The organism is Actinophytocola sediminis (assembly GCF_054779715.1).
This window is the reverse complement of sequence record NZ_BAAGXS010000100.1, coordinates 1-19,207: the sequence shown is the minus strand read 5'-3', so window position 1 is coordinate 19,207 and position 19,207 is coordinate 1. Positions and strand designations below refer to the sequence as shown.

General features: G+C 73.2%; 20 protein-coding genes and 1 pseudogene. 8 read left to right on the top strand and 13 right to left on the bottom strand.

The genetic code is table 11. The annotated features are described in order from the left end of the window. Both ACYVIP_RS42600 and ACYVIP_RS42595 read left to right on the top strand, forming a co-directional pair. Positions 1-1,345, top strand: a pseudogene (locus ACYVIP_RS42600) (sigma-70 family RNA polymerase sigma factor); the annotation flags it as partial. Between the two features lie 55 nt (positions 1,346-1,400). After that, positions 1,401-1,952, top strand: a complete 552-nt coding sequence (locus ACYVIP_RS42595) for a GtrA family protein (protein ID WP_460406809.1) — start codon at positions 1,401-1,403, stop codon at positions 1,950-1,952. A gap of 4 nt (positions 1,953-1,956) precedes the next feature. On the opposite strand, the gene ACYVIP_RS42590 is transcribed toward ACYVIP_RS42595, so the two are convergent. From ACYVIP_RS42590 to ACYVIP_RS42580, 3 genes are all read right to left on the bottom strand, one after another. Next, complete coding sequence (locus tag ACYVIP_RS42590; protein ID WP_460406808.1) at positions 1,957-3,243, bottom strand: sensor histidine kinase; 1,287 nt, start codon at positions 3,241-3,243, stop codon at positions 1,957-1,959. 3 nt (positions 3,244-3,246) lie between these two features. Then, positions 3,247-3,912 (bottom strand): response regulator transcription factor, encoded by a 666-nt coding sequence (locus tag ACYVIP_RS42585; RefSeq protein ID WP_460406807.1) that lies wholly within the window; start codon positions 3,910-3,912, stop codon positions 3,247-3,249. Between the two features lie 191 nt (positions 3,913-4,103). Further along, positions 4,104-4,643 (bottom strand): DUF3800 domain-containing protein, encoded by a 540-nt coding sequence (locus tag ACYVIP_RS42580; RefSeq protein WP_460406806.1) that lies wholly within the window; start codon positions 4,641-4,643, stop codon positions 4,104-4,106. A 68-nt stretch (positions 4,644-4,711) separates the two neighbouring features. Here ACYVIP_RS42580 and hisN point away from each other — a divergent pair, with 68 nt between their 5' ends. Beyond that, positions 4,712-5,500 carry a histidinol-phosphatase gene (gene hisN / locus ACYVIP_RS42575; protein WP_460406805.1) on the top strand — a complete coding sequence of 263 codons (789 nt, stop codon included), beginning with the start codon at positions 4,712-4,714 and terminating at the stop codon, positions 5,498-5,500. Here hisN and ACYVIP_RS42570 read toward each other — a convergent pair. The 8 genes from ACYVIP_RS42570 to ACYVIP_RS42535 all read right to left on the bottom strand — a co-directional run bounded on the left by ACYVIP_RS42570 (position 5,487) and on the right by ACYVIP_RS42535 (position 11,809). Beyond that, on the bottom strand, positions 5,487-5,768 hold the full coding sequence (locus ACYVIP_RS42570; protein ID WP_460406804.1) for a hypothetical protein: 282 nt from the start codon (positions 5,766-5,768) through the stop codon (positions 5,487-5,489). The two genes, hisN and ACYVIP_RS42570, sit on opposite strands and share 14 nt — an antisense overlap. Next, complete coding sequence (locus ACYVIP_RS42565) at positions 5,765-7,909, bottom strand: TNT domain-containing protein (protein ID WP_460406803.1); 2,145 nt, start codon at positions 7,907-7,909, stop codon at positions 5,765-5,767. Before ACYVIP_RS42565 ends, ACYVIP_RS42570 begins: the two co-directional genes overlap by 4 nt. Positions 7,910-7,911: 2 nt before the next feature. Then, positions 7,912-8,244 carry a hypothetical protein gene (locus ACYVIP_RS42560; protein WP_460406802.1) on the bottom strand — a complete coding sequence of 111 codons (333 nt, stop codon included), beginning with the start codon at positions 8,242-8,244 and terminating at the stop codon, positions 7,912-7,914. Then, positions 8,241-8,669: a YbaB/EbfC family nucleoid-associated protein gene (locus ACYVIP_RS42555; protein ID WP_460406801.1), complete on the bottom strand. Its 429-nt coding sequence runs from the start codon at positions 8,667-8,669 to the stop codon at positions 8,241-8,243. The genes ACYVIP_RS42560 and ACYVIP_RS42555 overlap by 4 nt, the downstream gene beginning before the upstream one ends. A gap of 87 nt (positions 8,670-8,756) precedes the next feature. Next, complete coding sequence (locus tag ACYVIP_RS42550) at positions 8,757-9,359, bottom strand: adenosylcobinamide amidohydrolase (RefSeq protein WP_460406800.1); 603 nt, start codon at positions 9,357-9,359, stop codon at positions 8,757-8,759. Positions 9,360-9,361: 2 nt separating this feature from the next. Further along, entirely contained in the window at positions 9,362-10,303 is a 942-nt protein-coding gene (locus ACYVIP_RS42545; RefSeq protein ID WP_460406799.1) for a hydroxymethylglutaryl-CoA lyase, read from the bottom strand. 10 nt (positions 10,304-10,313) lie between these two features. Further along, a complete protein-coding gene (locus tag ACYVIP_RS42540; protein ID WP_460406798.1) occupies positions 10,314-10,862 on the bottom strand; it encodes a PH domain-containing protein in 549 nt (182 codons plus the stop codon). A 104-nt stretch (positions 10,863-10,966) separates the two neighbouring features. Next, entirely contained in the window at positions 10,967-11,809 is an 843-nt protein-coding gene (locus tag ACYVIP_RS42535) for a biotin--[acetyl-CoA-carboxylase] ligase (RefSeq protein WP_460406797.1), read from the bottom strand. A gap of 121 nt (positions 11,810-11,930) precedes the next feature. On the opposite strand from ACYVIP_RS42535, the gene ACYVIP_RS42530 reads away from it, so the two are divergent. After that, positions 11,931-13,568, top strand: coding sequence for an acyl-CoA carboxylase subunit beta (locus ACYVIP_RS42530; RefSeq protein ID WP_460406796.1), 1,638 nt, complete (start codon positions 11,931-11,933; stop codon positions 13,566-13,568). Next, entirely contained in the window at positions 13,565-13,780 is a 216-nt protein-coding gene (locus tag ACYVIP_RS42525; protein ID WP_460406795.1) for an acyl-CoA carboxylase epsilon subunit, read from the top strand. Before ACYVIP_RS42530 ends, ACYVIP_RS42525 begins: the two co-directional genes overlap by 4 nt. Positions 13,781-13,800: 20 nt before the next feature. Here ACYVIP_RS42525 and ACYVIP_RS42520 read toward each other — a convergent pair whose 3' ends face one another. After that, positions 13,801-14,457 carry an O-methyltransferase gene (locus ACYVIP_RS42520; RefSeq protein WP_460406794.1) on the bottom strand — a complete coding sequence of 219 codons (657 nt, stop codon included), beginning with the start codon at positions 14,455-14,457 and terminating at the stop codon, positions 13,801-13,803. Positions 14,458-14,649: 192 nt separating this feature from the next. Here ACYVIP_RS42520 and ACYVIP_RS42515 point away from each other — a divergent pair, with 192 nt between their 5' ends. Both ACYVIP_RS42515 and ACYVIP_RS42510 read left to right on the top strand, forming a co-directional pair. Continuing rightward, on the top strand, positions 14,650-16,245 hold the full coding sequence (locus ACYVIP_RS42515) for an MFS transporter (protein WP_460406793.1): 1,596 nt from the start codon (positions 14,650-14,652) through the stop codon (positions 16,243-16,245). 9 nt (positions 16,246-16,254) lie between these two features. Beyond that, complete coding sequence (locus ACYVIP_RS42510; RefSeq protein ID WP_460406792.1) at positions 16,255-16,881, top strand: Maf family protein; 627 nt, start codon at positions 16,255-16,257, stop codon at positions 16,879-16,881. A gap of 6 nt (positions 16,882-16,887) precedes the next feature. On the opposite strand, the gene ACYVIP_RS42505 is transcribed toward ACYVIP_RS42510, so the two are convergent. Then, positions 16,888-17,586 (bottom strand): hypothetical protein, encoded by a 699-nt coding sequence (locus ACYVIP_RS42505; protein WP_460406791.1) that lies wholly within the window; start codon positions 17,584-17,586, stop codon positions 16,888-16,890. Positions 17,587-17,701: 115 nt separating this feature from the next. Between ACYVIP_RS42505 and ACYVIP_RS42500 the strand changes: the two genes are divergently transcribed. Further along, positions 17,702-19,207: acetyl-CoA carboxylase biotin carboxylase subunit (locus ACYVIP_RS42500; RefSeq protein WP_460406790.1), on the top strand; the 1,506-nt coding region annotated here is incomplete at its 3' end.

Here is a 19,207-nt window from a genome sequence, read left to right as displayed (position 1 = left end):
CGGCATGGCCGCCTCGACCGCCGTGCTGGCCGCCGCGTTCGTGCTCGGCCTGACCGCGGGCGGCGCCGGCCAGGAGGTGCCCGCCGCCGCGCCACCCCAGCAGCAGGCACCGCCGATGGTGCAGGAGCCGGCGCCGACGACCCAGCTGCCAACGCCGCCCGCGCAGGCGCCGCCGCCAGCGGAGCCCGCACCGCCGCAGCCAGCGCCGGCACCCGCGCCCAACCCGGCGCCGCCATCGCCACCCGCTCCGCAGCCACCGGCGCCACAGCCGCCGTCGTTGAGCGCGACGCCACCGGCGGTGCCGATCTCCCTGGTCGCCGGTGGCGATCCGGTCGACCTGCCGATCACCGTCACCAACACCGGCGGGTCGCTGTCCGAACCGGTGGCCGCGCAGCTGACCCTGCCCCCCGGGGTTCGGGCGGTGCCGGCGACGACCGACGGGTTCGCCGCGGCGCCACTGCTGCGGTTGGACGCGCCCCGGCCCGGGGTGCGCGCGGCCGCGGTCGGGTGTCCCGCCGGCATCGGCACGGCGACCTGCACGAGTCCGGCCGGCCTGCGCCCGGCGGAGACCGTGACGCTGCGGTTCCGGCTGGTCGCCGACCAGGACAGTGCGGGCGGCCTGATCACAGGGGTGATCAGCTCCGGGACCGCGATGGCGGTGCCGATCCAGGTCACGGTGTGGGTCTCACCGCCGGTCGTGGTCGACGGGGTCGAGCTGACCAAGGTCAAGTGGGTCGGCCTGCTGCCCGGCATCTGGCCGTATCCGAAGCTGCGGGTGGTGGTGGAGAACACCGGCACCAGCGCCCGGCCGGTCACCGTGAGCGTCGACCAACCGGGCCAGCTGGTCGGCTACGAGCAACACATGTCCTGCACCACGGCCGTGACCCCGACGTGCACGACCACCGCCGAGCTCGCGCCGGGCGAGGACCTCGAGCTGCGGTTCCGGCTCGACGCGCGTCCCTGGCCGGTCAACCAGGACGCCGGTCCGGTGCTGATCACCGCGCGGCTGGGCACCGCGGCCGACTCGGTCGTACTGAACCTGCCGCCCGGCTGGCACCACCCACCGGACCCGACCCCGCCGACCCCGCCGACGCACCCGACGCCGCCGCCGGTCACCTCGCCGTCGTCCACGCCGCCACCGGTCACGACGACGCCGTCACCGCCGACCTCGACGCCACCGCCGAGCGACCCGCCCACCGAGGATCCGCCGGCCACCGGGCCGACGACGACCGCGCCGCCGAGCCCGACCTCGACGCCGCCGCCGGACCGTTCGGAACCGGTGCCGGAGACCGGTGGCGGAGGCCTCGGCTCGCTGCTGGACTGGTTGTTGGGCGGCGGCAGGTAACACTGACCGGGCGGGTCACGATCGCGCAACGGCACGTCTCCGTAGACTGCGGGCCGTGACCGTCGTCGACAACGTGCTCGCCCGGGTACCAGCGCCGCTGCGCGCCGTACTCCTCAAGCACCGCGAGTTGCTGAAGTTCGCCGTCGTCGGCGGCACCACGTTCGTGATCGACAACGGCATCTGGTTCCTGCTGAAGTTCACGATCCTGGAGGACAAGCCGGTCACCGCGAAGATCATCGCGGTGATCATCGCGACGATCGTGTCCTACGTGCTCAACCGCGAGTGGTCCTTCCGCACCAGGGGCGGTCGCGAACGCCACCACGAGGCGGCGCTGTTCTTCCTGTTCAGCGGGATCGCGGTCGGGCTGTACTCGGCGCCGGTGTACGTCTCGCGCTACTTCCTCGAGTTCGAGGAGCCGCACGTCTCGAAGCTGGTGCAGGAGATCGCCGACTTCACCGCCGGGTCGATCATCGGCACCCTGCTGGCGATGTTCTTCCGGTACTGGGCCTTCAAGCGCTGGGTGTTCCCCGACCAGCTCGACAGTCCCCGGCGCGCGGGCACCACGACCGACGACGACCCGGCGGTCGAGGAGCTCGGCCACCCCTGACCGCTCAGCGCGGGGAGCGCTCGGTCGGCCAGCGCACGCCCTGCACGTCGCCCGCCCGCGGCACCGGCAGGAACACGGTGAACGTCGCCGGGCGCTTGGTCGACAGCTCGAGCCGGCCGCCGTCGGAGTCGATCAACGCCCTGGCCAGCGCGAGCCCCAGCCCGGTCGAGCCGCCGCCGGAGACCCCGCGTTCGAAGATGTGCTCGGCCAGCTCGTCCGGCACGCCGGCGCCGGTGTCGGAGACCTCGATCAGGACGGTGTCGCCGCTGGCCCCGTCGCGCGCGGCCAGGGTCACCGTGCCGGCGCCGTGGCGCAGCGCGTTGTCGAGCAGGACGCCGATCACCTCGCGCAGCCGGGCGGGTGAGACCTTGGCCAGCAGGCCCGCCTGCACCCGCAGCTTCAACGACCGGCCCCGGTTGCGCAGCGGCGCCCGCCACTCCTCGGCGATGCCGAACAGCTCGTCGCCGAGGTCGACCGGCTCGGCGCCGACCGCGCGGGCCTCGCGGGCGGCGGTCATCAGCTCGTCGAGCACGTCGGCGAGCCGCTCGGCCTGCTCCAGCGCCGCGCCCGCCTCGCGGGCGACGTCCGCGTCCGGCACGACGGTCAGCTCCTCGATCCGCAGCTGCAGCGAGGTCAGCCGGCTGCGCAGCTGGTGGGAGACGTCCCCGACCAGCTCGCGCTCGCGCTGCACCAGTTGGGCGAGCGCGGTGGCCGACGCGTCGAGCGCCTCGGCCACCCGGTCCAGCTCGTGCACCTGGTAGCGGGTGCGGTCCAGCCGGAAGTCGCCGGCGCCGAGGCGGGACGCGCGCTCGACGACGTGCCGTAACGGCCGGGCGAGTCTGCGGGCGGTGGCGATGGCGACCAGGAAGCCGATGCCGATCGTGACCACCACGACCAGCGCGACCAGCGCGGCGACCTGCATCTGGGTGGTGCGCATCGGGCCGGCGTCGATGGACAGCCGGACGGTGCCGTGCTGGACGATCGGCACCTCCTCGCTGACGGTGTCCTCGCCGAGGTCGGGGCCGAGATTGTGCTCCTGGCCGCTGTCGGGGAGCGTGACCAGCAGGTGGCCGCCAGGGGGGACCGCCAGCTGCACCCTGGCCAGGTCCAGCGCGCGGCCGTTGGCCAGCTCGTCGTCCAGCGTCGCCGCGATCTGCCGGACCCGGGTGCCGAGATCCTCCCTGGTCAGGGACTCGACCACGGCGGTGGCCGTGTAGCCGAGGGGGATGCCGAGCAGACAGGCGGTGACGGTGACGGCCAGCAGGATCGCCAGCAGGATGCGGCGGCGCACGGACTACTCGGAGTTGAAGCGGAAGCCGACGCCCCGCACGGTGGCGATCCGGGCGGCCCGGTGGCCGAGTTTGCGGCGCAGCCAGGACATGTGCATGTCGAGCGTCTTGCTGGTGCGCAGCTCGGGACCGCCCCAGACCTCGTCGAGGATCTCCTCGCGGGTGACCACCTGGCCCGCGCGCTGGATGAGCACCCGGAGCAGCTCGAACTCCTTGTTGGCCAGGGTGACCTCGTCGCCGTCGACGATCACCAGCCGGGCGGCGAGATCCATCCGGACGCCGTTGACCTCGATGGTGCCGGGGGCGCGGCGGCGCAGCAGCGCGCGGATCCTGGCGAGCAGCTCGGCCAGCCGGAACGGCTTGGCGACGTAGTCGTCGGCGCCGGCGTCGAGGCCGACCACGAAGTCGACCTCGTCGGCCCTGGCGGTCAGCATCAGCACCGGGATCCCCCGGCCGGCGGCCCGCAGCCGGCGGCAGACGTCGAGGCCGTCGATCCCCGGCAGGCCGAGGTCGAGCACGAGCAGGTCGACCCCGCCGCCGTTGGCCGACTCGTAGGCGCTGTGCCCGTCGGCGACGACGCGCACCTCGTAGCCCTCCCGATGGAGGGCCCGGGACAGCGGATCGGCGATCGCCGCGTCGTCCTCGGCCAGCAACACCACGCTCACGGCCATCAGCCTAGGCTCGTGGACCGACATCGGGCCGCACCACAGCCGGAACGTCCGGGGGCGGGCGTGCTAAGCTGGGCGAGCCGAGGCCCCGTAGGCCGAGGAAGTGAGCCCGTGGTGTCTCCGGACGGTTTCGTCACGGGCTTTGCGTTTGCCCGCGATGCGTCCGGACGGTCGTCTCGCGGGTTTTACGATTTCTACCGGCAGTCGACATCGACCACCCGCGACACGACGGGGTCGATCCGCTTGCGCCACTCGCCGCCTGCGCCGTAACACCAACCCGCGATGTCGGCGATCCACAGCAGGGCCTCGCTGGTGCTGTCCACGTGCTCGTACACCAGTTCGCTGCCGCTGGGGTGCGGACCGAGGAACCGGCGCAGCGTCCGCTCGTCATAGATGTCCTGCTCGTTGCGGCTGTCGATGACGAGCCGATGAGCCTGGCGACTCAGCAGGTCACCGACCAGCCGGGCCAGGCAGTCCTGCCGTGCCGGCTCGTAGTCTCGGTGCCAGGTGCGGAGGTAGACGGTCACCTCGACCGGAAGGCGGGCGATGGTGTCCGCGAGCTGGCGCCGGTGGGCCGGCCTCTCCTTGTAGAAGTGCAGCTCGCGCTGACCGGGACGCAGTAACGCGCGCAACGCCTGGCGCAGGCGGCGGACGTTGGCGGGCTCGACGATGGCCGCGGTGATCAGATAGCGGGGTGGGCGGGCGGACTCGTCGACGAACGCGTGCACGGTCATCGCGTCATCTTTTCCGACGGGGGCTGTACCCGATCGGGTCAACCCCGGGGGCGTGACACGATTGCCGCATGCCCAGCCTTGCCGACGACCTGGCCGTCGCGCTGCGTCTCGCGGATGCCGCCGACGCGATCACCACGACCCGTTTTCTGGCCGCTGACCTGGTGGTCGACCGCAAGCCGGACCGCACGCCGGTGACCGACGCGGACACCGCGGTCGAGGACGCGATGCGGGCGGTGCTCGCCGTCGACCGGCCGGGTGACGAGATCCTCGGCGAGGAGCGCGGCGGCGCGCTCGGCCCCGGGCGGACCTGGGTGGTCGACCCGATCGACGGCACCAAGAACTTCCTGCGCGGCGTGCCGGCCTGGGCGACGTTGATCGCGCTCGTCGACGCCGGCGAGCCGGCGGTCGGGGTGGTCAGCGCCCCCGCGCTCGGCCGCCGGTGGTGGGCCGCGGCCGGTGACGGAGCCTGGTCGGCACCGACCGGCGGCGGCGCGGCGCGGCGGCTGCGGGTGTCCGCGATCGAGGCGCTCACCGACGCCTACCTGTCGACCACCGACCTCAACGCGTGGACGCTGTACCACTCACGGGAGCGCTACCTCGCGCTGGTCGAGGCGTGCTGGGAGACAAGGGCCTTCGGCGACTTCTGGCAGTACTGCCTGGTCGCCGAGGGTGCGCTCGACATCTGTGCCGATCCGATCGTCAACGTGTGGGACCTGGCGGCCGTGCAGGTGCTGGTCACCGAGGCCGGCGGCCGGTTCAGCGACCTGGACGGCAGGCCAGGGTTCGAGCACGGCACCGCGCTGGCGACCAACGGGCCGCTGCACGAGGACGCGCTCGCGCTGCTCAGGCGGGCGTAGGTCGCAGGCCGACGGCGCCGCGCACGACCTGTGCCCAGGTGAGCCTGCCGAACAGGTAGTGGCAGGCGACCTGCTCGTTGGTGAACCTGGCCCAGTCGTAGCGGTTGCCCTGCTCGCGCCAGAACACCTCCCAGCAGTAGGCGCCGTCCTCGTCCGGTGCCTCGTCGCGGACCAGGCACCAGGAGTTGTCGGCCTCGACCCCGATGGAGATGATCTCGGCGGGGACGCCGACCGCGGCGAGCCACTCGGCGATCGACTCGGCGTTCACGTTTCCTCCCGGGTGATGTCGGCCAGGTAGCCGAGCGCGACGAGTTCCATCGCCGAATGGGTGGTCCGGTAGCGGATGCCGCCACCCGGTTGAGCGAACCACGCCGCGGAGACCGCCCGCCACACCGGCAACGGCCGGCAGACCCGGTAGCGCCGGTATCCGAGATCGAGGTGGGCGGGCGGCAGGGACCGGTTGGCGAACGCGGTGCCGGCCGCGGCGAACACCCGGCCCGCCGGCCGGCCGAAGCGGTCGAGCTCGGTGCCCTCGTCGAGGATCTCGGCCTCGCCGTCGGCGGAGCCGCCCTCCGGGTACAGCTCGCCGGGCGGCCAGGCGAACTCCAGCCCGTCCGGCCGGATGCCCTCGGCGGTGACGCTGCCGAACCGGACCTGGTAGCGCCGGTCCCAGTCGCGTTCGTGCTGGCCGCCGAGCGGGTCGTGGCCATCGGTGAGGTGGGCCAGGTCGGCGCGGTCGAGCGGATCGGACGCGGTGACAACGGGGGCGCCGGCGCGCAGTGCCGCGCGGCGGTCGGCGCTGTCGACGAGGTCGGTTCGCGGGTGGTCGCCCGGCGGGAACCGCAGGCCGGCCGCGTAGTCGAGCTCCGACGGCGGTGGCGGCACCTGCCGCGCCGGTTTGTCGGCGGCGACCGGGATGTGGCCGATGGGGAACATGTGCACCCAGAACAGCGCGAGGACCTCGTCGCGTTCGCGGTAGACCGGCTGGCCGGCGGCGGGTTGGGCCGGTGGGATCGGTGGGGGGACTGGCTGGGCGGGTTGGCTGAGCTGGACCGGGATGGGCGGCGGCGCGACGCTGCGGGGAACGAGGGGCGCGGCCGGGAACGGCCGGTCGACCGGCCGCCCGACCGGGGCGGCGGGCGGTGGGGCGGCGGGCGGCGGGCCGGGAGCTGCTGGTGGGGCGGCGAGTCCGGCACCGAACGCCGGGGCGGCCCCGACCTGGCCGCCGGGCGGGGCGGCCAGTGGTGGGGCGGCGGGTGGCAGGTTGGCCGGGGCGGCGGCGGGAGCCGGGCCGGCGTCGAAGCCCGCCTGGACGGTGACGCCGGTCGGTGGGGTCGGCCGGTCGTCACCGGGAATGTCACCGGGAATCTCGCCGCGCGGGAGGAGGTCGGGAGGCGTGCCGATCGGGACCGGGCCGGTGATGTCGGGGTCGCGAAAGCCGGGCTGGCCATGGTCGGGCGCCAGCCCGGGCCCACGGCCGCCGATGTCCCCGCCGACGTCCCCTGCAATGTCCCGACCCGGCGCCACGATGCCGTCCGCCACCCCATCGGCGACATCGCCAACCGCGCCCACGGTGCCCCGCACCGAGTCCCCGAGGCCCGGCGCCGAACCGCCAACCGCACCACCGGCGACATCACCGATCGCGCCAACAGTCCCAGTCACGTCACCGCCGACATCGCCGACCGCGCCCACCGTGCCACGCACCGAGTCGGCGACACCCGGGACCACACCACCAGCGACATCGCCGACCGCACCGACCGTGCCACCCGCGACGTCCTGGACGGCGCCGACGGTGCCCGCCGCCGCGTCACCGGCGAGGCCCGCCACCGCGCCGACGGTGTCCGTCAGCACCGCCGAGTGCACCCCTGGACTCGCGTTGACCGGCGGCACCACCGCCGACATGTCGACCCCCGACCCCGGCCGCACCGCCTCGACCAGGCTCGTCTCGATGTGTGCCACGTTCGCACTCGTCCCGCGTACCGCCGTGTCCAGCCCGGCCAGCGCCATCGGATGGCCGGCCGCCGCGGCACTGTGCGCGGCGTCGGCGTTCTGCGCCAGCGTCACCAGGTTGCGGACGATCTCCACCTTCGCCGCGCCGACCTGCTCGGCGGCCTGCGCCAACCGGTCGGCCGCCCCGGTCATGCCGCGCACGGTCGAGGTCAGATGCCCCGAGTCCGGCTCGACGAACGTCGACCAGTGCCGCTGCGCCTCCGCGCCGGTCGTCCCGGCCACCGCGCGCAGCGCCGTGCGCGCGGTGTTGTCCGCGTCCGAGGTCAACGCCGTCATGTTGTCGGCCGCGTCCCGCCACGCCTGTGCCGACCGGGCCATCGCCTCCTCGTCGGCCTCCGGCCAGGCGACGCCTGCCTGCGCGGCGACGCCGGCGAGTTCGGGCGGCAGCTCGATACCCACCGCTACCCGTCCTGGCCGGCGGCGCGCAGCCGCTCGATCGCGCCGTCGTCGGCGGCGGTGTACGCGGCGCCGGTGTCCACGAACCGGGTGCCGACGCCGCCCAACCGCTCGGTCAGCGCCGACAGCTGGCTGAGCGTGCCGTCGGCGGGCGTGGCGTGCACGGCGCCGAAGCTGCGGCCGACCGCGTCGGCCCCCCAGCACTCCCCGGACTCCGACAGCGCGTCGGCCAGCGTGCGGTGGATCCGCCCGACCCGGCCGACCAGGTCGTCGAACTGACCACCCTGCGCGGCCAACCTGTCCGGGTCGGCGGCGAAACCGGCGGTAGCGTCGTTCATCGCGGCCCTCCGGTCTCCATCCAGGTCAGATCCTCGAACGTGCCCTCGGCCTCCTCGGCCGGCGCCAGCTCCGCCGCGTTCAGGTCGGCGGTGCCACGCAGCAACGCCTCCGGGTCGGCGTCCCTCGGCAGCACCGGGGCGAGCACCTCGCCCGCCCGGCGGGCCGCCTGCGCCGCGGCCCGTTCGGTCAGCTCGACGACGCGCTGGGCGAGTTCGTGGGCACGTAACGTCCGATAGGCGGTCTCGGCGATGACCAGGTCGACGAGCTGGCCGTGCGCCCCGACCGTGGCGGTGACCAGCCCATCCGCGCTCGACGCCGACTCGGTGATGGTGGCCAGTGAGCGGTGTACGGAGCCGAGTTGCTCCCGGCTGCGCCGGTACTCCGCCAGCAGTTCCTCGACCTGGGCTCGGTGGTCAGCCTCCACGGCTACCTCCGCATTGGTGACGGCATGGTCGTCGGTCTCGCGTTGGACGCGGCCGGCGGCGGGACGGTTCCCGGGGTTCCCCGTTCGTTAGGCCGTTAACGCCGCGCGCACCGACGCGTGCACCGCGCGGGCCAGCGCGGCCCCGACCGGCGATCGTGGACCGCCGAAGGGCGCGGGCTCGCCGTCGAGCGGGCAGAGCAGCGCGGTCGCGTCGGTGCTGGTGCCGGTGCCCGGCACGCCCGCGTCCCATAACGCCTGTGCCTTCGCCTCGGCGACCGTGGCCACCGCGTTCACCAGCGCGGCGTCGGACAGCCGGACCGGCAGGAAGCACACCGCGTTGATCGTGCCCACCCGCTCGACGGGGGCGGCAGCCGGCGCCGCGGCCCACGTGGGGTGCGCGCCGACGCCGGTGGTGACCGAGGCCGACACCCCGGAGTCCGCGCGGTGCACCACCGTGCGCACGTCGACCGCGGTCAGGAAGCCGGTGCCGGGACCACGCAGGTCGAGGGCCGCGGCGAGCTCGCGCAGATGGGTGTCGGGGTCGTCGCGGTCGTAGCCGTTGGGCACGGTCGCGTTGAGCACCCAGCGGCGCTCGCCGAGGCCGCCGCCGAGTGGGCCGGAGGAGATCGCCACCATCGGCGCGGCCAGCCGCCACACCAGCACGGGTCCGCCGGCCAGCTCCGGGATCATCCTCAGCCCCGCAGTGCCCGGACCACCCGCGACGGGCTCGGCCGGCCAAGCGTGCCGGCGAGCCAGGCGCTGGTGTCGGCCAGCCGGTCGAGGTCGACGCCGGTGCGCACGCCGAGCCCGTCGAGCAGCCAGACCAGGTCCTCGGTGGCGAGGTTGCCGGTGGCCGACTCCGCGTACGGGCAACCGCCGAGCCCACCGGCCGATGAGTCCACAGTGGACACCCCGTGGCGGAGCGCGGTCAGCGTGTTGGTCAGCGCCTGGCCGTAGGTGTCGTGGAAGTGCACGGCCAGCGCGGACATCGGCGTGCCGGCGGCGGCGAAGTCGTCGAGCAGCGCGTCGACCTGGCCCGAGGTGGCCACGCCGATCGTGTCGCCGATGGAGAGCTGTGAACAGCCGAGGTCGAGCAACCTGCGGCCGACGGCCACCACGGCGGCCCGGTCGACCGGGCCCTCCCACGGGTCGCCGAAACACATCGAGACATAGCCCCGCACGTCCATGCCCTCGGCCAGTGCCCTGGTGACCACCGGGTCGAACATGGCGAACTGCTCGTCGACGGTGCGGTTGAGGTTGCGCTTGGCGAAGGTCTCGGTGGCGCTGGCGAAGATCGCGATGTGCCGCACGCCGGCCGCGAGCGCCCGGTCAAGGCCGCGCTCGTTGGGCACCAGCACCGGGTAGCGCACGCCGGCCCGCCGGGAGAGCCCGGCCAGCAGCGACTCGGCGTCGGCCAACTGCGGCACCCACCTGGGGTGCACGAAGCTGGTCGCCTCGATCGTGGTCAGCCCGGCGTCGGCGAGCCGCTCGAGAAACTCCAGCTTCACCGCGACCGGCACGACCGCCTGCTCGTTCTGCAACCCGTCGCGCGGCCCGACCTCCCAGACGGTCACCTCGGCCGGCAACCCGTCGGCCGGCACCCGCTCCGGCAGACCCCGCTCGCGCGCGCTCACCGGAGCAGGCTCACCGGCGCCGCTGGTCGCCCTGCGGCGGCGTCAGCTGCTGGGTGGTGTTCCCGAAGTCGTCGTGCGGATTGTCGTTGACCTCGCGGTAGATCAGCGTGTGCACCCGCTCCACCTTGGGGATGTCGTCGAACTCCAACGGCTCCTGGGAGGCGGACTCGATGATCAACGTGCCGCAGCCGAAGATGCGGTCCACCAGGCCGTGCTCGAACCGCACGGAGTTGATCCGGCCGAGCGGGATGTCGATGCCGGTGCGGTTGATCACGCCCTCGCGCGCCATCACCCGGTCGGTGGTCACGATGAAGTGGGTGGTGCGCCAGCGGATGAACGGGACGAAGAACAGCCACACCAGGATCGCGAGGCCGAGCACGCCGATCGCGATCCAGCCGACCATGTTCCAGGACTCGTCCTTGATCAGGAAGGCCAGCCAGCCGCCGAGACCCAGCGTCACGATGAGCACCAGGTAGGGGACCAGCAACATCTTCCAGTGCGAGTGCTTGTGCAGGATGACGCGCTCGCCGTCACTGAGCAGATCGTCTGGGTAGGGCACGGCGTCCTCCCGATACAAGCGCCTCGCCGAGTGCTGACGCGAGTAACCGTACCGGCGAAGGGCCGGTGAAAGTGCACGGACTCGAAAAGCTCAGGTGGTCAGGCTCAGACGCCAGCCTTCAGGTGCACGACGTCGCCGGCGGACAGCGCGTGCACCGCGCCGTCGTCGAGCTTGATCAACAACTTGCCGTCGACGTCCACGTCGACCGCGACCCCGACGCGGTCGGACCCGTCCGGCAGCTCGGCGCGCACCCGCTGGCCGATCGAGCCGCAGGCCTCGCGGTAGCCGGTGAGCACGCCACTGCGCTCGACATCGCCGTCGGCCAGCCGCCAGGCCGACTCCAGCTCGACGAACGCGCGCAGCCAGGCGGCGGCGATCTCGGTGCGGCCGGTGTGCTCGGCGCCCTGCTCGGCCAGCGAGCCCGCGGGCAGCGCGCCCGGTCCGGCCGGCACGTCCGCGCCGAGCGGCTTGACATTGAGCCCGACGCCGACGACCGCGGCCTGGGTCGCGCCGTCGTTGGCCACCTCCGACAGCACCCCGGCGCACTTGGTGCCGCCGGCGAGCAGGTCGTTCGGCCACTTGAGCGAGGCCGGCACCCCGGCCTGCCCGGCCGCGTGCATCAGCGCGAGCCCGGCGACCATGCCGATCGTGCCCAGCCGGGGCGCCGGCACGGCGGCCGGCCGGATCAGCACGCTGAGGTAGAGCCCGGCGCCGGGTGGTGAGACCCACGCGCGGTTGCGCCGGCCGCGACCGGCGGTCTGGGTGTCGGCGATCAGCACGGTGCGGTCGGCCGCCCCGTCGCGCGCGGCGGCGAGCAGGTCGGCGTTGGTCGACCCGGTACTGGCCACCACGTCCAGCGCGGCGTAGGGACCGTTCGGCGCGACCAACTCCTCGCGCAGGGCCAGCACGTCCAGGTCGTCCGGCTTGTCGCCACCATGTCCGGTCACGGTGCCGAACCTACCGGGCGCGGCCGCCGATCCGCCGTTCCTCGATCACCGTCCGAGTGACCCAAGCAACGTCTCACGAGGTCATCGCAGTGGCTAGGCTCCGATTCGGAGGTTTACCCACATGAGCAGCGCCACCGAGCCCCTCGGCGAGCCGCCGGCAGGCGAGCCCGACATCCACACGACCGCCGGCAAGCTGGCGGACCTCTACCGCCGCAGCGACGAGGCGGTGCACGCCGGGTCCGCGCGCGCGGTCGACAAGCAGCACGCGCGCGGGAAGATGACCGCGCGGGAGCGCATCGACAAGCTGCTCGACCCCGAATCGTTCGTGGAGCTGGACGAGCTGGCCAGGCACCGGTCGACCAACTTCGGGCTGGAGAACAACCGGCCCTACGGCGACGGCGTGGTCACCGGGCACGGGACCGTCGACGGCCGCCCGGTGTGCGTGTTCAGCCAGGACGTCACGGTCTTCGGCGGGGCGCTCGGCGAGGTGTACGGCGAGAAGATCGTCAAGGTGATGGACCTCGCGCTGAAGACCGGGCGGCCGATCATCGGGATCAACGAGGGTGGTGGCGCGCGCATCCAGGAGGGCGTGGTCTCCCTCGGCCTCTACGGCGAGATCTTCATGCGCAACACCAGGGCCTCCGGCGTCATCCCGCAGATCTCGCTGATCATGGGGGCGAACGCGGGCGGGCACGTGTACTCGCCCGCGCTGACCGACTTCGTGGTGATGGTCGACCAGACCGCGCACATGTTCATCACCGGGCCGGACGTGGTCAAGACGGTGACCGGCGAGGACGTCGGGTTCGAGGAGCTCGGCGGGGCGCGCACGCACAACACGAAGTCCGGGGTCGCGCACTACCTGGCGCCCGACGAGGACGACGCGCTGGCCTACGTGCGGGACCTGCTGTCGTTCCTGCCGTCGAACAACCTGTCCGACCCGCCGGTGCTCGCCGCCCAGGTGGCGCCCGGCGCGGTCGCCGACTCGATCACCGACGAGGACCGGGAGCTCGACGAGCTGATCCCGGACTCGCCCAACCAGCCATACGACATGCACGAGGTGATCAACCGCGTCGTCGACGACGGCGAGTTCCTCGAGGTGCATTCGCTGTTCGCGCCCAACGTGCTGGTCGGGTTCGGCCGGGTGGACGGCACGGCCGTCGGGATCGTGGCCAACCAGCCGACGCAGTTCGCCGGCTGCCTGGACATCGACGCCTCGGAGAAGGCCGCGCGGTTCGTGCGCACCTGCGACGCGTTCAACGTGCCCGTGCTGACCTTCGTCGACGTGCCGGGGTTCCTGCCGGGGACCGACCAGGAGTGGAACGGCATCATCCGCCGGGGCGCGAAGCTGATCTACGCCTACGCGGAGGCGACGGTGCCCAAGCTCACCGTGATCACCCGCAAGGCCTACGGCGGCGCGTACGACGTGATGGGGTCCAAGCACCTCGGCGCCGACCTGAACCTGGCGTGGCCGACCGCGCAGATCGCGGTGATGGGCGCCCAGGGCGCGGCGAACATCGTGCACCGCAAGACGTTGGCCCGCGCGGCGGCCGACGGCGAGGACGTGGACGCGTTGCGCGCGCGGTTACAGCAGGAGTACGAGGACGCGCTGGACAACCCGTACGTCGCCGCCGAGCGCGGTTATGTCGACGCGGTGATCCCGCCGTCGCACACGCGTGGGCACCTTGCCAGGGCACTGCGGTTGTTGCGGGACAAACGCGAGACGTTGCCACCGAAGAAGCACGGGAACATCCCGCTGTGAGCGAGCAGGAGCGGCGGCCCGTGCTGCGCGTGGTGCGCGGCGAGCCGACCGAGGTCGAGGTGGCGGCGCTGGTGGCGGCGCTGGCGGGGTTGTCCACCGAGTCTTCGCCCCAACCGCCGCCTCGGTCCCGGTGGTCCGACCGGGCGTCCCAACTGCGCCAACCCCTACCCCACGGCCAAGACGCCTGGCGGGCATCGGCCCGCCTGAGGTGACGCCTGAGGTGACGCCTGGCCTACGGTTCGTCGACGCGGCGGGCCAGGGTGATGCCGTCGGCGATGGGGAGCATGACCAGCTCGACGCGGGGGTCGGCGCTGGCGTGGTCGTTGAAGTCGCGGATGGCCGCGCCGTTCGCCGTCGGGTCGGCCGCGAGGACCTCGCCGGAGTAGAAGACGTTGTCCGCCACCAGCAGGCCGCCCGGCCGCATCCTGGGCACCAGCTCGGTCCAGTAGTTGACGTAGTTGACCTTGTCCGCGTCGATGAAGGCCAGGTCGATGACCGGCTCCGGCGCCAACGCGGCCAGGGTGTCCACCGCCTGCCCCAGCCGCAGGTCGATCAGCTCCGCCACCCCGGCCTCGGCCCACGCCTGCCGGGCGATGGCCGTCCACTCGCTGGAGATGTCACAGGCGATCACCCGGCCGCCCGCCGACAGCCCGCGCGCCAGGCACAGCGTCGAGTACCCGGTGAACGTGCCGACCTCGACGACCAGCCGCGCGTCCAGCAACCGGGCCAGCATGGTCAACAACGCGCCCTGTTCCGGCGCGACCTGCATCCGCGCCTGGCCGCCGAGCTCGCTGGTGCGGGCGATCAGCTCCCTGGCCACCTGGTCGGGCGGGCTGCCGTGAGCCACCAGGTAGTCGTGTAACTCCGCGGACATCGCGAGGTTCTTCACGCGCGCATCGCCCTCCACAGCTGGTCGTCTGTCCGACGGTAGCCGCTTCGGGGCACCCGCCGGTGGCGACGCTCCGTCATCGGCCGGACCGGTACGGAACCGTGCGCGAGGCGGCGTGGTCGGAACGGGCACACTGCTGACCGGCGTGGCCGATCGGCCACCGGATCGAGGGGTACCAGGAACATGAGTGGCGTGCGCAGTCCGTGGACGGCCATGTGGGGCCTCTGCGCGTGCTTCTTCATGATCATGCTGGACTCGACCATCGTCACGGTGGCCATCCCCGCCATGCTCGGCGGGCTGGAGGCCAACCTCAACGAGGTCGTCTGGGTCAACAGCGTCTACCTGCTGGCCAACACCGTCCCGCTGCTGCTCACCGGCCGCCTCGGCGACCGGTTCGGGCCAAAGCGGGTGCTGATCGTCGGCCTGGTGATCTTCACCGGGGCCTCGTTGTGGAGCGGCCTGGCGACCTCGGCCGGCATGCTGATCGCCGCGCGGGCGGTGCAGGGCCTCGGCGCGGCGGCGATGACCCCGCAGACGCTCTCGTTCATCACCCGGCTCTTCCCGCCGGAGAAACGCGGGCTGCCGATCAGCGTGTGGGGCGCCGTGGCCGGCGTCGCCACGCTCGCCGGGCCGGTGATCGGCGGGCTGCTGGTCGAGCACATCGGCTGGCAGTGGATCTTCCTGATCAACCTGCCGATCGGCGTGGTCAGCCTGATCGTCGCGATCGTCGCGCTGCCGAACTGGCAGCCGCGGCGGTGGAGCCGGTTCGACGTGCCCGGCGCCGTGCTGTGCTCGACCGGGCTGCTCACGCTGGTGTTCGGCGTGCAGAACGGGCAGCACTACCACTGGGGGACGGTCGTCGGGCCGGTGACCGTGCTGCACCTGATCGTGCTCGGCCTGGTGCTGCTCGGGCTGTTCGCCTGGCGGCAGCTGCGTTTCCGCCGCCGGCCGACCGAGACCGACCCGCTGGTGCCGCTCGGGCTGTTCCGGGACGGGACCTTCGGCGCGGCCAACCTGACCCACGCCGCGCTCGGCTTCGCCACCACCGGGATGTTCCTCCCGCTGGTGCTCTACCTGCAGACGGTGCTCGAGATGAGCCCGTTGGAGTCGAGCGTGCTCGCGTTCCCCATGGCGGCGGCGGCCGGCGTCACCGCGATGGTGGCCGGCTCGACCTGGACCTGGGTCGGCGCCCGGACGCTGATCGTGTCCGGGCTGGTCACCCTCGGCGCCGGCACGGCCGCGCTGGCCTGGCAGGCCGAGCCGGACATCGATCCGTGGTCACTCGTGCCCTGGCTGATCGTCACCGGCGTCGGCATCGGCTGCGTGTTCGCCCCGCTCACCGCGGCGGCCACCGCGCGCCTGCCCGGCGACCTGATCGGCGCCGCCTCCGGGGTGTTCAACACCTCCCGGCAGGTCGGCGGCGTGCTGGGCAGCGCGGCGGTCGGCATGCTGCTCCAGGTCGGCATCGCCTACTCGGTGCCCGAGGCCGCCATGGCCTACGCCGAACGCCTGCCGCCGCGCTACCGCGAGGAGTTCGTCCAGCGGATCACCGACGCGGCGAACACCGCCAGCCAGTTCGACGCCACCACGCCGCCGGTGCCGAGCAACCTCGACCCGGACGTCGCCGAGATCGTCGAGCGGATCGTCACCGACGTCTTCCACAGCGGGTTCACCAGCGCGGCCAAGGCCAGCCTGGTGCTGCCGATCGCGGTGCTGCTGCTCGGCGTGATCGCCGCGCTCAACATCCGGCTGCCGCGCAGGAGCCGCACCAGGGAGCCGGTCGGCTAACCTCCGCCCGTGCACCTGGTTCTCGCCTCCCAGTCCCCCGCCCGGCTCCAGCTGCTCCGCGGCGCCGGGGTCGAGCCCCACGTCTACATCTCCGGCGTCGACGAGGACGCCCTGCTGGCCACGATGCACGAGGACGCCGCCCCGGAGACGATCGTGGTCGCGCTCGCCGAGGCCAAGGCGCAGACCGTGGCCGCCGCGATCGCCGCCGACCTGCCGGACTCGGTGGTCATCGGCTGTGACTCGATGCTCGCCCACGACGGCATGCTGGTCGGCAAGCCGGGCACGGCCGAGCTCGCCCGCCGCCGCTGGCTGGACATGGTCGGCGGCACCGGCGTGCTGCTCACCGGCCACTCGGTGATCCGCGTCCAGGACGGCGTGGCCGGCGCCATCGCCTCCGGCACCGCGAGCACCACCATCCGCTTCGGCTCGCCGAGCCCGGCCGAGATCGACGCCTACGTCGCCACCGGCGAGCCGCTGGCGGTCGCCGGCGGGTTCACCCTCGACGGCTACGGCGGCTGGTTCGTCGACGGCATCGACGGCGACCCGTCCAGCGTGATCGGCCTCAGCCTGCCGCTCACCCGCCGGCTGCTGATCGAGATCGGGGTGTCGGTGGTCGAGCTGTGGCGGCGCGGCTGACCGGGCTCAGCAGGGCGCCAGCTCGTCGTCGGTCAGCGTGACCTCGGGGTAGCCCGGGAGCGACTCGACGTCGTCGTGGTCCTGGGTGCAGCCGACCTCGGTGCCGCTGGAGATGGCGAAGACCTGCGCGAACACCGGTGAGTCCGCGCAGTCGACCTCGGCGCACGCGTACTGCGCAGCGATCACCTCCGGCCCGCTCTGCGAGGCGGCCACCTCCGCCAGCGCGAGGTACCCGGCGCCGGACACGAACGGGCTGCTCAACGAGCTCCACTTGCCGGAGCGCCCGACGACCACCTGCCCGGCGACACCGTCCTCGTAGGCACCCGACACCAGACAGGCCGACAACGCGGTGGCCACACACTGCAACGAATCCTTCGTCAGCGTGACCCCCAGGTCCGTGATCGTCGTCTCGATGACATCGCTGGATGACGGGCCGCCGATGCGCAGTCGCCCGGACCGGGCACCCGCGTCGGCGACCAGCTGAACCGTCGTCCCGGCCACCGGCGTGCTCGCCAGCACCTGGCACGGCTCGGCCAGGCACCCGGTCACCGTCGGCGGCGCCACCGACGTCGGCGGCAGCTCCGCCGCCGCCGAGTCCGCCCGATGCTCGCGCACGACGACCGCGCCGACCAGCGCGCCCGCCGCGACCACCACCGCAACCAGCGCGGCGGCGATCACCAACCACGGCGTTCGTCCGGCAGCCACCTCGTCACCTCGTCCCTGCACGTGACCACGCTCTCGGTTCCCGGGGTACCTCGAATACGTAGACTCCCCTCGGTACCCAGTGTGCAGCTTCTGCGCTTCGAAAAGGGAGTAGGGCGTGCCTGAGCAGCTCAGCAAGGTCCTGATCGCCAACCGCGGGGAGATCGCGGTACGGGTTGTCCGGGCCTGCGGGGACGCCGGGCTGGCCAGCGTCGCGGTGTACGCGGACCCGGACCGGGACGCGCTGTTCGTCCGGCTGGCCGACGAGGCCTTCGCGCTCGGCGGCTCGACCGCCGCGGACAGCTACCTGGACATCGCCAAGCTGCTCGACGTCGCCGCCCGTGCCGGCGCGGACGCGGTACACCCCGGCTACGGCTTCCTCTCGGAGAACGCCGACTTCGCCCAGGCCGTGCTCGACGCCGGGCTGACCTGGATCGGGCCGAACCCCAAGGCCATCCGCGACCTCGGCGACAAGGTCACCGCGCGGCACATCGCCATGGCCGCCGGGGCGCCGCTGGTGCCCGGCACCAAGGGCCCGGTCGCCGGCCATGCCGAGGTGGTGGCCTTCGCCGAGGAGCACGGGCTGCCGGTGGCCATCAAGGCCGCGTTCGGCGGCGGTGGCCGGGGGCTGAAGGTCGCCAGGACCATCGAGGAGATCCCGGAGCTGTTCGAGTCCGCGGTGCGCGAGGCGGTCGCCGCGTTCGGCCGGGGTGAGTGCTTCGTCGAGCGCTACCTGGACAAGCCCCGGCACGTCGAGGCCCAGGTGCTGGCCGACACCCACGGCAACGTGGTGGTCGTCGGCACCCGCGACTGCTCGCTGCAGCGCCGCCACCAGAAGCTGGTCGAGGAGGCCCCCGCGCCGTTCCTCACCGACGCCCAGCGGGCCCAGATCCACTCCTCGGCCAAGGCGATCTGCCAGGCGGCCGGCTACTCCGGCGCCGGCACGGTCGAGTACCTGGTCGGGGTCGACGGCACGATCTCCTTCCTCGAGGTGAACACCCGCCTGCAGGTCGAGCACCCGGTCTCGGAGGAGACCGCCGGGATCGACCTGGTGCGCGAGCAGTTCCGGATCGCGGCCGGGGAGCGGCTGCGCTTCGACACCGATCCCGAGCCCCGGGGTCACTCGATCGAGTTCCGGATCAACGGCGAGGACGCCGGCCGCAACTTCCTGCCGGCACCCGGCGTGGTCACCCGGTTCGTCGCGCCGGACGGGCCGGGCGTGCGGGTGGACACCGGCGTCGAGTCCGGCACGGTGATCGGCGGCCAGTTCGACTCGTTGCTGGCCAAGGTGATCGTCACCGGCGAGGACCGGGCCAACGCGCTGGCGCGCGCCAGCCGGGCACTCGGCGAGATGGTGGTCGATGGCATGGCCACCGTGCTGCCGTTCCACCGGGCGATCGTGCGCGACCCGGCGTTCGTCGGCGACGGCACGGCGTTCTCGGTGCACACCCGCTGGATCGAGACCGAGTTCGCCAACACCATCGAGCCGTTCGCCGCGACCACCGAGCTCCCCGACGACGAGCCGAGGCAGCAGCTGGTGGTCGAGGTCGGCGGTCGCCGGCTGGAGGTCTCGCTGCCGGCCGGCCTGGCGGGCGTCGCCGCTGGCGCGCCCGCGGCCGCGGCG

What these genes read in the sequence shown, in the direction of transcription:
- ACYVIP_RS42585 (WP_460406807.1), bottom strand. Translation starts at nt 3,912, where the DNA reads ATGGCCGTGAGCGTGGTGTTGCTGGCCGAGGACGACGCGGCGATCGCC.
- ACYVIP_RS42580 (WP_460406806.1), bottom strand. Translation starts at nt 4,643, where the DNA reads ATGACCGTGCACGCGTTCGTCGACGAGTCCGCCCGCCCACCCCGCTAT.
- hisN (WP_460406805.1), top strand. Translation starts at nt 4,712, where the DNA reads ATGCCCAGCCTTGCCGACGACCTGGCCGTCGCGCTGCGTCTCGCGGAT.
- ACYVIP_RS42560 (WP_460406802.1), bottom strand. Translation starts at nt 8,244, where the DNA reads ATGAACGACGCTACCGCCGGTTTCGCCGCCGACCCGGACAGGTTGGCC.
- ACYVIP_RS42550 (WP_460406800.1), bottom strand. Translation starts at nt 9,359, where the DNA reads ATGATCCCGGAGCTGGCCGGCGGACCCGTGCTGGTGTGGCGGCTGGCC.
- ACYVIP_RS42530 (WP_460406796.1), top strand. Translation starts at nt 11,931, where the DNA reads ATGAGCAGCGCCACCGAGCCCCTCGGCGAGCCGCCGGCAGGCGAGCCC.